Here is a 10,807-nt window from a genome sequence, read left to right on the forward strand (position 1 = left end):
CAACGGTCTGAACGCCCCACCTCCAGGGTTGGCAGTCTGAAAATCATCCAGCCCCCGGAGCGGCCACCCCCGGAGCCACCCCCGGCCCCCACCCTCCCGAGAGCCCGAACCCACAGAAGACCCCCGCAGGGCCCCCTCACCCATCCGTCCGCACGATCAGCAGCAACAACGCGTCGTCCCGCAACTCCCCACCCGTATGCGCCAGCAGGTCCGCGTACACCCGCCCGACCGCCGTCTCCAGCTCCCCCTCCGAGCGCGCGGCCCCCCGCACCAGCGGCCCGACCCGCTCCGCCAGCGGGTAGAACTCCCCGCTCGTCCGGTGCCGCGCCTCAATCACCCCGTCCGTGCAGAGCACCAGCACGTCCTCCGCCCCGAACGGCTGGGCCCAGGTGGTCGGCTCCCCCGCCGCCAGCCGGCCGAGCCCCAGCGGCACCCACGGGTCGGGCGCGTCCAGCACGTGCGCCCGCCCCTCGTGGTCCACCCGGATCGGCGGCACGTGCCCGTACTGCAGCAGCTCCATCGCCCCGGGCGTACGGAACTCCGCGAACAGCGCCGTGGTGAACTCCCCGTCCGGCACGTGCCGTTCGACGCTGGCCTCGATCCGCGCCGCGACGCCCCGCAGCCCGGCCTCGTCGTACGCCGCCTCGCGGAAGGCGCCCAGCACCACGGCCGCGGTCTGGACGGCGGCCAGTCCCTTGCCCCGGACGTCCCCGACCGCGACCCGGGTGCCGTGCGGCGTCTCCAGTACGGAGTACAGGTCCCCGCCGATCCGTGAGGCGTCCGCCGCCGACACGTACCGCACCGCGAGCCGCAGCGGCCCGACGGTCGGCCCGGGCAGTTGCAGCAGCGCCCGCTGGGCGGCTTCGGCGACGGAGCTGACGGCCGCGAAGGCCGCCGCGCGCCGCATCCGGATCTTGGCGACCCAGGCCGAGAACAGCGTCAGGACGACGTAGCTGACCATCGCCCCGTACAGGAAGCGGGCGTCGTTGATGTTGTCGACCTCGTCGTGGTGGCTGAGCCCGAACACCGTGAGCAGCCCGAGCGAGCAGACCAGCAGCAGTTCGCGGGGCTTCAGGGTCAGTGCCGCGACGGTCGGCACCACGGTCATCAGCGGGGCCAGGTAGCGGTCCTTGCCGGAGAGGAAGTCCGCGAGCCCGACGAGCAGGACGGCGATCAGCGCCGGGGTGGCGCGCCGCCAGAAGGGCACGTCCTGGAGGTCGGCGGCGAGCAGGGCGCCGCGCTGCCGGTCCGGCGGCAGTCCGGCTGCCGTGGGTGCCGAGGGAGACTGGGCGCGGCGGAGCGGAAACACATACCGAACATAAGGGACGATCACCGCGGAAGCCCGACCGGCCCTGGCCCCCGGCGTTCCCGGGCGATCCGGGCGCCCCACCCCCACCACTCCCGGAATACCCTGGAGGGGTATGGTGTTGTCACAAGAGTCGTTGCCAGCGCCGCGCCCCGGGCGAACACCCGGGCCGCCCGGACCTCCCGGAGGCCCCCGATGTCCAGCACCATCACCTACACCGTGTCCGGCATGAGCTGCGGCCACTGCGAGAAGGCGATCAGCGAGGAGGTCTCCGCCCTGGCCGGGGTCACCGGGGTCGCCGCCGACGCCACGGCCGGGACCGTGACGATCTCCTCCGCCGCCCCGTTGGACGACGAGCAGGTGCGCGCCGCGATCGACGAGGCCGGCTACGAGCTGGTCGGCCGCAGCGCCTGAACCACCCGGCACGGCGGGGCCGCCGCGGCGCCCCGCCGGCCACCCGCACCGAGGAGCTGATCCGCATGAGCACGTCCACCCCGGACCTCGGGGCCCGGGACCGGGTCGAGCTGTCGATCGGCGGGATGACCTGCGCCTCCTGCGCGGCCCGGATCGAGAAGAAGCTCAACCGGATGGACGGCGTCGAGGCCACCGTCAACTTCGCCACCGAGAGGGCCCGGGTCGACTTCGGCCCCGGCACCACGGTCGAGGACCTGATCGCCACCGTCGAGCGCACCGGCTACACCGCCGAACTCCCCCCGCCCCCGGCCGCCCCCGAGCACCCCGCCCGGCCCGAGCCCGCCGACCCCCTGCGCGACCGGCTGCTGACCAGCGCCGTCCTCGCCGTCCCGGTGGTGCTGCTGTCGATGGTCCCGGCCCTTCAGTTCACCGACTGGCAGTGGCTGGCCTTCGCGCTCACCGGCCCGGTCGTGGTCTACGGCGGCCTGCCCTTCCACCGCGCCGCCTGGACCAACCTCCGGCACGGCGCCGCGACCATGGACACCCTGGTCTCGCTCGGCACCCTGGCCGCCTTCGGCTGGTCCTGCTGGGCGCTGTTCGGCGGCCACGCCGGCCGGCCCGGGACGCACCACGACTTCTCGCTCTCGGTCGGCGACACCGACGCCTCGGCCACGCTCTACCTGGAGACCGCCGCCGCCGTCACCGTGCTGATCCTGCTCGGCCGCTACCTGGAGGCCCGCTCCAAGCGCCGGGCCGGCGCCGCGCTGCACGCCCTGCTCGACCTCGGCGCCAAGGACGTCGCGGTCCTGGAGGGGGGACGCGAGGTACGGCTGCCGGTGGACCGGCTGACGGTCGGCACCCGCTTCGTGGTCCGCCCCGGCGAGAAGATCGCCACCGACGGCACGGTGGTCGAGGGCGCCTCGGCGGTGGACGCCTCGATGCTGACCGGCGAGTCCGTCCCGGTCGAGGTCACCGTCGGCGACGCCGTCACCGGCGCCACCGTCAACGCGGGCGGCCGGCTGGTGGTCGAGGCCACCCGGGTCGGCGCGGACACCCGGCTGGCCCGGATGGCCCGGCTGGTCGAGGAGGCCCAGAACGGCAAGGCCGCCGCCCAGCGGCTGGCCGACCGGATCTCCGCGGTCTTCGTCCCGGCCGTCATCCTGATCGCCCTGGCCACCCTGGTGGTGTGGCTGCTGGCCACCGACAGCTCCACCGAGGCCTTCACCGCGGCCGTCGCCGTGCTGATCATCGCCTGCCCGTGCGCCCTGGGCCTGGCCACCCCGACCGCGCTCATGGTCGGCACCGGCCGCGGCGCCCAGCTGGGCATCCTGATCAAGGGCCCCGAGGTGCTGGAGACCACCCGCACGGTGGACACCGTCGTCCTGGACAAGACCGGCACCGTCACCACCGGCCGGATGGCCCTGGTCGCCGTGCACACCGCCGAGGGCGTGGACCGGGCCGAGGCGCTGCGCCTGGCGGGCGCCGTCGAGCACGCTTCCGAGCACCCGGTCGCCCGGGCGGTCGCCGAGGCCGCCGCCGAGGCCGGCGCCCTGCCCGCCGTCGCGGACTTCCGCAGCGTGCCCGGGCGGGGCGTGGAGGGGGTCGTGGCGGGGCGCGCGGTGGTCGCCGGGCGCGAGGCCCTGCTGGCCGACCGCGCGCAGCACCTGCCGCCCTCCCTGGCCCGCGCCAAGGCCGCCGCCGAGGCGGCCGGCCGCACCGCGATCGCGGTCGGCTGGGACGGCGAGGCCCGGGCCGTGCTGGAGGTCGCCGACGCGGTCAGGCCGACCAGCGCCGAGGCCGTCGGCAGGCTGCGCGCGCTCGGCCTGACCCCGGTGCTGCTCACCGGCGACAACCGGGCGGTGGCCGAGGCCGTCGCCGCCGAGGTCGGCATCGCACCGGAGCACGTGCTCGCCGAGGTGCTCCCCGAGGACAAGGTCGCCACCGTCAAGCGGCTGCAGGCCGAGGGCAAGGTCGTCGCGATGGTCGGCGACGGCGTCAACGACGCGGCCGCGCTCGCCCAGGCCGACCTGGGCCTCGCCATGGGCACCGGCACCGACGCCGCGATCGAGGCCGGCGACCTCACCCTGGTCCGCGGCGACCTCCGCTCGGCGGCCGACGCGATCCGGCTCTCCCGCCGCACCCTGGCCACCATCAAGGGCAACCTGTTCTGGGCCTTCGGCTACAACGTGGCGGCGATCCCGCTGGCCGCCGCCGGCCTGCTCAACCCGATGGTCGCGGGGGCCGCGATGGCCTTCTCCTCGGTCTTCGTGGTCACCAACAGCCTGCGGCTGCGCCGCTTCCGGCCCGCCTGAGCCGGCCGACGCGAAGGCCCCGGACCGGTGTCGGTCCGGGGCCTCGACGCGTACGGGGTGCCCCGGGGCGTTCGGGACGTTCGGGGCCGGGGCTCAACGCCCCAGCAGCTCGCCGCCGTTGCAGTGCAGGATCTCGCCGGTGATGAACCCGGCCTCGGGCGAGGCCAGGAAGTACACCGCCGCCGCCACCTCGCCGGTCTCGCCGATCCGCCCGAGCAGGGTGCGGGCGGCCCGGCGGGCGACCTCGGCCTCGTCCAGCCGCGGCCCGAAGAACTCGGTGCCCGCGACGGTGCCCGGCGCGACGATGTTGGCGGTGATGCCCGAGGTGCCCAACTGGGCGGCCAGGAAGTGGTTCCAGGCGTGCAGCGAGGCCTTCGCCGCGCCGAACGAGCCGGCCCCGCGCAGGGCCGCGATGGAGCTGATGGTGACCACCCGGCCGGAGCCCGGCGTGAGCCGGTCCCGGACCGACTCGGTGAGCAGCACCACGGTCAGCACGTTGCGCTCGAAGTCGCCGCGCCAGCGCGCCAGCAGGGCGTGCGGCCCGCCGCCGACCACGGTCTCCCGGCTGCCGGCGTTGTTGACCAGGACGTCGATCCGCTCGGGCAGGTCGGCGAGCGCGGCCTCGACGGCGTCCGGGTCGGCGAGGTCGCACACCAGCGGGGTGACGTTCGGCCCGAGTCCGGCCGCGGCCTTCTCCAGGACCTCCCGGCGGCGGCCCACGATCACCACGTGGTCGCCGGCCTCGACGAACCGCCGCGCGACCTCGTACCCGATTCCCGTGCCACCGCCGGTGACGACGACGTTCCTGGCCATCTGCGCACTCCCTCCCCAGTTCCGCCGTCGCGCGGCGAATGTGCGCGACGGTCCGTACCGGAATGCCACGATTCCTATCACGCTCGGTTGCCGTGACTGCGGGGAGGGTGACGTCCGGCGCGAGCGAAGGTGTGATATGAGCGTGGTACGACGCGCACACGGAGCGTGGCGAGAGGCAGCTCACACCCCCCGGGCGTAACTTCTCGCACCCTGATACGTCTTAGGTTGGTAGTGCGGCAGTTTTTCCGGTGGGCGGGGACACGCTGAACGGCAACGTGTCCCCGCGCTTCCAGCGGGCTGTCGCCGACGGGGCTCCGGCGGGCCCCGGGACGGTCGTCGACCCTGACGGCCTTCGCGCACGACGCCGGGGTTCTGGCGGGCCTGGGACGCTTTGAGCGGCCGTCCCCGGCTGCGGCCGACCCCGGAGTCGTGCGCCGTACGGTTCCGTCCCCGCGCGGGCCCTCGGGCGCGCCACCGGGACGCGAAGGGGCCCGGCCGCTCTCGCGGTCGGGCCCCTCTCAGCTTCCGTGCGGGCCGGTGGTCGGCGCCGCTGCGGTCAGCGGGCGTCCAGCGGGACGTAGTCGCGGATCGCGGTGCCGGTGTAGATCTGGCGCGGACGGCCGATCCGGCTGGTCGGGTCGTTGATCATCTCGTGCCAGTGGGCGATCCAGCCCGGCAGCCGGCCGAGGGCGAACAGCACGGTGAACATGCTGGTCGGGAAGCCCATGGCGCGGTAGATCAGGCCGGTGTAGAAGTCCACGTTCGGGTACAGCTTGCGCGAGATGAAGAAGTCGTCCTTGAGGGCGTGCTCCTCCAGCTTGAGCGCGATGTCCAGCAGCTCGTCGCTCTTGCCGAGCTGGCCGAGGACCTCGTGCGCGAGCAGCTTGACCTGGGCGGCACGCGGGTCGAACGCCTTGTAGACCCGGTGGCCGAAGCCCATCAGCTTGACGCCGGCTTCCTTGTTCTTCACCTTCGTGATGAAGGCGTCGACGTCGCCGCCGTCCTTCTGGATGCTCTCAAGCATCTCCAGCACGGCCTGGTTGGCGCCGCCGTGCAGCGGGCCCCACAGGGCCGAGATGCCGGCCGAGATCGAGGCGAACAGGTTGGCGTGGCTGGAGCCGACCAGGCGCACGGTGGAGGTCGAGCAGTTCTGCTCGTGGTCCGCGTGCAGGATGAGCAGCTTGTCCAGCGCGTTGACGACGACCGGGTTGAGCTCGTAGTCCTCGGCGGGGACGGCGAAGGTCATCCGCAGGAAGTTCTCGACGTAGCTCAGGTCGTTGCGCGGGTAGACGAAGGGCTGGCCCATCGCCTTCTTGTACGCGTACGCGGCGATCGTCGGCAGCTTGGCGAGCAGGCGGACCGTCGACAGGTGGCGCTGGGCCGCGTCGAACGGGTTGTGGCTCTCCGGGTAGAACGTGGACAGCGCGCCGACGACCGAGGACAGCATGGCCATCGGGTGGGCGTCCCGCGGGAAGCCCTGGAAGAAGCGCTTGACGTCCTCGTGCAGCAGGGTGTGCTGGGTGATCTCGCGGTTGAACTCGGCCAGCTGGTCCGCGTTGGGCAGCTCGCCGTTGATCAGGAGGTACGCGGTCTCGATGAACCCGCCATCGGAGGCGAGCTGCTCGATCGGGTAGCCGCGGTACCGCAGGATGCCGTTGTCGCCGTCCACGAAGGTGATCGCGGACTTGTACGCGGCGGTGTTACCGAAGCCGTTGTCCAGGGTGACCAGGCCGGTCTGCGGGAGCAGCTTCGAGATGTCGAAGCCGGCGTTGCCCGCAGTGCTCTCGACGACGGGGTACTCGTACTCGCCGTCCTGGTACCGCAGTACTACCGAGTTGTCGCTCACGTCTTCCTCACCGACGAAATGAATCCTCTTCCAAGGTGCCCTGACTGTCTCTACCATCCCCCATCCGGAGGACAGTCGCGCACCCGGGGTGGCCCGAAAGGGCCCGCCCCTACAAAACCTGCTGCCGCAGCCGGTACGAACCGGACAAGATCGGCACCACCCTAGGCTCTGCCGTAAATCTCTTCACGTCAAGAGAACATTAGAGGCAACCATCCCGTTGGATAATCATCCAGCTGCGAGCCGATGGTCGAGTCCGGTATGCCTCCGACCTGCACTGACGGCCCGGACGGCCTGTCCGATCGCCTTGCGTGACCCCACCAGCACCACGAGTTTCCGTGCCCTGGTCACAGCGGTGTAGAGCAGGTTCCGCTGGAGCATCGTCCAAGCGGACATGGTGACCGGAATCACCACGACCGGGTACTCGCTCCCCTGCGAGCGGTGGATCGTCACCGCGTACGCGTGGGCCAGCTCGTCCAGTTCGTCGAAGTCGTACGCCACCTCCTCGTCCTCGTCGGTGAGCACCGTCAGCCGCTGGTCGTCCACGCTCAGCGCGGTCACCACTCCCACTGTGCCGTTGAAGACGCCGTTCCGCCCCTTGTCGTAGTTGTTGCGGATCTGGGTGACCTTGTCCCCCACCCGGAACGTCCGGCCGCCGAACCGGCGTTCGGCCAGCCCCTCCCGGGCCGGCGTCACCGCCGCCTGGAGCAGGGTGTTCAGGTTCCCCGCACCGGCCGGGCCGCGGTGCATCGGCGCCAGCACCTGCACGTCCCGGCGCGGGTCGAAGCCGAACTTCTGCGGGATCCGGCGCGCCACCACGTCCACCGTGAGCCCGGCCGCCCGCTCCGCGTCGTCCTCGGCGAACAGGAAGAAGTCCGCCAGGCCGTCCGTCAGCGGCGGCCTGCCCTCGTTGATCCGGTGCGCGTTGGTCACCACGCCGGACTGCTGCGCCTGCCGGAAGATCCTGGTCAGCCGCACCGACGGGATCGGCCCGCCCTCCGCCAGCAGGTCCCGCAGCACCTCCCCGGCGCCCACCGAGGGCAGCTGGTCCACATCCCCCACGAACAGCAGGTGCGCGCCCGGCGGCACCGCCTTGACCAGCTTGTTCGCCAGGATCAGGTCCAGCATCGAGGCCTCGTCGACGACCACCAGGTCCGCGTCCAGCGGCCGGTCCCGGTCGTACGCGGCGTCCCCGCCCGGCTTCAGCTCCAGCAGCCGGTGCACCGTCGAGGCCTCCACCCCGGTCAGCTCCGCCAGCCGCTTCGCCGCCCGGCCGGTCGGCGCCGCCAGCACCACCTTGGCCCGCTTCGCCAGCGCCAGCGTCACGATCGACTTCACCGTGAACGACTTGCCGCAGCCCGGACCGCCCGTCAGCACCGCGACCTTCTCGGTCAGCGCCAGCCGGACCGACTCCTCCTGCTCCGGCGCCAGTTCGGCCCCGGTCCGCTTCGCCAGCCAGTCCAGGGCCACCGGCCAGTCCACGTTCCCGAACCACGGCATCCGGTCCGCGTCCGAACGCAGCAGCCGCACCAGCTGGTTGGCCAGCGAGGTCTCCGCCCGGTGGAACGGCACCAGGTACACCGCGGTGACCGGCTCGCCGCCCTCCCCCGGGACCGCCTCGCGCACCACGCCCTCGGCCGCCACCAGCTCCGCCAGGCAGTCGATCACCAGCCCGACGTCCACCTGCAACAGCTTCACGCCGTCCGCGATCAGCCGCTCCTCCGGCAGGAAGCAGTGCCCCTGGTCGGTGCTCTGCGACAGCGCGTACTGCAGGCCGGCCTTCACCCGCTCCGGGCTGTCGTGCGGGATCCCCACCGCCTGCGCGATCCGGTCCGCCGTCAGGAAGCCGATGCCCCACACGTCCGAGGCCAGCCGGTACGGCTCGTTCCGCACCACCCCGATCGAACCGTCGCCGTACTGCTTGTAGATTCGCACAGCCAACGAGGTGGACACCCCGACCCCCTGCAGGAAGACCATCACCTCCTTGATGGCCTTCTGCTCCTCCCAGGCCGCGGCGATCTTCTTGGTCCGCTTGGGCCCCAGCCCCGGCACCTCGATCAGCCGGCCCGGCTCGTTCTCGATCACCTCCAGGGTGTCCGCCCCGAAGCGCTCCACGATCCGCTCGGCGAACCGCGGCCCGATCCCCTTGATCAGCCCCGAGCCCAGGTACCGCTGGATCCCCTGGATCGTGGCGGGCAGCACCGTGGTGTAGTTCTCCACCGTGAACTGCCGCCCGTACTGCGGGTGCGAGCCCCACCGCCCGTGCAGCCGCAGCGACTCGCCGACCTGCGCCCCCAGCAGCGCGCCCACCACCGTCAGCAGGTCGTTCGCGCCCCGGCCGGTGTCCACCCGGGCCACCGTGTAGCCGGTCTCCTCGTTGGCGTAGGTGATCCGCTCCAGCACGCCCTCGACCTGCGCGAGCTGGCGCGGCACCTGCTGCCCGGACTGCGCCGCCTGCTTGCTCACCGGACCCCCTTCGACCGGTACGGGTGGACGATTCCGCTACGCACCGTACCGCCCCGCCCCGACACCCCGCCCCCGCCGGTGCGGCGGCCGCTGCCGTGCACCGCCCCGGCCGAGGTGCCAGGCTGGGAGGGACCGAGGGGGACCGCCGTCGACCGCGCCCGCCCGGGCCCCGTCCGAGGAGCAGTGCCGCCATGCTCAACACCGACTTCCGCCCCGGTTCCCCGGACTGGCTCGACCTGAGCAGCCCCGACACCCGCGCGTCCGTCGACTTCTACACCGCGCTGTTCGGCTGGACCTTCGACTCGGCCGGCCCCGAGGCCGGCGGCTACGGCTTCTTCCAGCTCGACGGCCGGACCGTCGCCGCCCTGGGCCCGCTCGCCGAGGAGGGCACGCCGCCCGGCTGGACGCTCTACTTCGCCACCGAGGACGCCGACCGCACCACCGCGCTGGTCGAACAGGCCGGCGGCCGCGTCCGGTTCGCCCCCTTCGACGTCTTCACCGCGGGCCGGATGGCCGCCTACACCGACCCGACCGGCGCCGACTTCGCCGTCTGGCAGCCGCACGGCACCCGCGGCCTGGACGTCGTCACCGAGGAGGGCAGCCTCTGCTGGGCCGAGTGCTACAGCGTCGACGCCGAACTCGACAAGTCCTTCTACCGCTCCGTCTTCGACTGGCAGGAGCAGGACGTCCCGCTCGGCGAGGTGATGTACACCGTCCTCACCCCGGCCGGCGGCGGCAGCGACGACGCCCACGGCGGCATCATGCAGCTCGGCCCCGAACACACCGCACGCGGCACCACTTCGCACTGGCTCCCCTACTTCGAGGTCCCCAACGCCGACGCAAGCCTCGCCATCGCCGACACCCTCGGCGCGACCGTACGGATCCCGGCCATGGACGTGCACGGCGTCGGCCGCCTAGCCCAGCTGGTCGACCCGCACGGCGCCGTCTTCGCCGTCATCACCAGTGCCAAGCCCGGGGACTGACGCCGAGAGGGCCCCACGGCCCTTCAGAAGGCCCGGGAAGGGGTGCTACGGGCGTAGACAAGGCGCGGTGCGTCACACAGGGGCCTCTAGTCTCTGATCATGACTGAAACGGCTGTTCTGACGATCCGGCGGGCCACCGCCGACGACCTGCCGGCGATCGTGGCCATGCTCGCCGACGACCCCCTGGGCGCCACCCGCGAGAGCCCCGACGACCTCACCCCCTACCGCACCGCCTTCGCCCGCATCGACGGCGACCCGCACCAGCACCTGATCGTCGCCGACCGGGCCGGCCGCACCGTCGGCACCCTCCAACTCACCGTCGTCCCCGGCCTCTCCCGGGCCGGCGCCACCCGCACGATCATCGAGGGCGTCCGCATCCACGCCGACGAACGCGGCAGCGGCCTGGGCACCGAACTGATCCGGTGGGCCGTCGACCGCTCCCGCGAACTCGGCGCCGACCTCGTCCAGCTGACCTCCGACGCGACGCGCACGGACGCACACCGCTTCTACGGACGGCTGGGATTCGTGGCCTCGCACGTCGGGTTCAAGCTCAAGCTCTGAGAACGCGCTCAAAAGCCCTGAAAACGCGAAGAACCCCCATCCGGGACCCGGATGGGGGTTCTTCTGAAGAATTGTTCGGCGGCGTCCTACTCTCCCACAGGGTCCCCCC

The 10,807-nt window shown here is 72.6% G+C and carries 8 protein-coding genes; 4 read left to right on the forward strand and 4 right to left on the reverse strand.

The features are described 5' to 3' along the window. Nucleotides 1-136: 136 nt before the first annotated feature. The gene (locus tag ACFU7Z_RS26955) at nt 137-1,309 is read right to left on the reverse strand and encodes a PP2C family protein-serine/threonine phosphatase (RefSeq protein WP_053112039.1); all 1,173 of its coding nucleotides are present in this window, start codon (nt 1,307-1,309) and stop codon (nt 137-139) included. A gap of 192 nt (nt 1,310-1,501) precedes the next feature. Here ACFU7Z_RS26955 and ACFU7Z_RS26960 point away from each other — a divergent pair, with 192 nt between their 5' ends. Further along, entirely contained in the window at nt 1,502-1,720 is a 219-nt protein-coding gene (locus tag ACFU7Z_RS26960; protein ID WP_049651134.1) for a heavy-metal-associated domain-containing protein, read from the forward strand. Nucleotides 1,721-1,785: 65 nt separating this feature from the next. Beyond that, nucleotides 1,786-4,032, forward strand: coding sequence for a heavy metal translocating P-type ATPase (locus ACFU7Z_RS26965; protein ID WP_380780215.1), 2,247 nt, complete (start codon nt 1,786-1,788; stop codon nt 4,030-4,032). Nucleotides 4,033-4,125: 93 nt separating this feature from the next. On the opposite strand, the gene ACFU7Z_RS26970 is transcribed toward ACFU7Z_RS26965, so the two are convergent. The 3 genes from ACFU7Z_RS26970 to ACFU7Z_RS26980 all read right to left on the reverse strand — a co-directional run bounded on the left by ACFU7Z_RS26970 (nt 4,126) and on the right by ACFU7Z_RS26980 (nt 9,154). Next, entirely contained in the window at nt 4,126-4,845 is a 720-nt protein-coding gene (locus ACFU7Z_RS26970; protein WP_049651142.1) for an SDR family NAD(P)-dependent oxidoreductase, read from the reverse strand. Nucleotides 4,846-5,401: 556 nt separating this feature from the next. Continuing rightward, the gene (locus ACFU7Z_RS26975) at nt 5,402-6,691 is read right to left on the reverse strand and encodes a citrate synthase (RefSeq protein WP_049651143.1); all 1,290 of its coding nucleotides are present in this window, start codon (nt 6,689-6,691) and stop codon (nt 5,402-5,404) included. A 225-nt stretch (nt 6,692-6,916) separates the two neighbouring features. Beyond that, the gene (locus ACFU7Z_RS26980) at nt 6,917-9,154 is read right to left on the reverse strand and encodes an ATP-dependent RecD-like DNA helicase (protein WP_241853250.1); all 2,238 of its coding nucleotides are present in this window, start codon (nt 9,152-9,154) and stop codon (nt 6,917-6,919) included. 191 nt (nt 9,155-9,345) lie between these two features. Here ACFU7Z_RS26980 and ACFU7Z_RS26985 point away from each other — a divergent pair, with 191 nt between their 5' ends. Next, nucleotides 9,346-10,137: a VOC family protein gene (locus tag ACFU7Z_RS26985; protein WP_049651145.1), complete on the forward strand. Its 792-nt coding sequence runs from the start codon at nt 9,346-9,348 to the stop codon at nt 10,135-10,137. Nucleotides 10,138-10,236: 99 nt separating this feature from the next. Then, nucleotides 10,237-10,698, forward strand: a complete 462-nt coding sequence (locus ACFU7Z_RS26990; RefSeq protein WP_380720259.1) for a GNAT family N-acetyltransferase — start codon at nt 10,237-10,239, stop codon at nt 10,696-10,698. Nucleotides 10,699-10,807: the final 109 nt, after the last annotated feature.

It is taken from the genome of Kitasatospora sp. NPDC057518, assembly GCF_042802075.1.
Classification (GTDB): domain Bacteria; phylum Actinomycetota; class Actinomycetes; order Streptomycetales; family Streptomycetaceae; genus Kitasatospora.

Excerpts from the sequence above, each read along its gene's own strand:
- ACFU7Z_RS26990 (WP_380720259.1), top strand. The coding sequence starts at position 10,237 with ATGACTGAAACGGCTGTTCTGACGATCCGGCGGGCCACCGCCGACGAC.
- ACFU7Z_RS26960 (WP_049651134.1), top strand. The coding sequence starts at position 1,502 with ATGTCCAGCACCATCACCTACACCGTGTCCGGCATGAGCTGCGGCCAC.
- ACFU7Z_RS26970 (WP_049651142.1), bottom strand. The coding sequence starts at position 4,845 with ATGGCCAGGAACGTCGTCGTCACCGGCGGTGGCACGGGAATCGGGTAC.
- ACFU7Z_RS26985 (WP_049651145.1), top strand. The coding sequence starts at position 9,346 with ATGCTCAACACCGACTTCCGCCCCGGTTCCCCGGACTGGCTCGACCTG.
- ACFU7Z_RS26965 (WP_380780215.1), top strand. The coding sequence starts at position 1,786 with ATGAGCACGTCCACCCCGGACCTCGGGGCCCGGGACCGGGTCGAGCTG.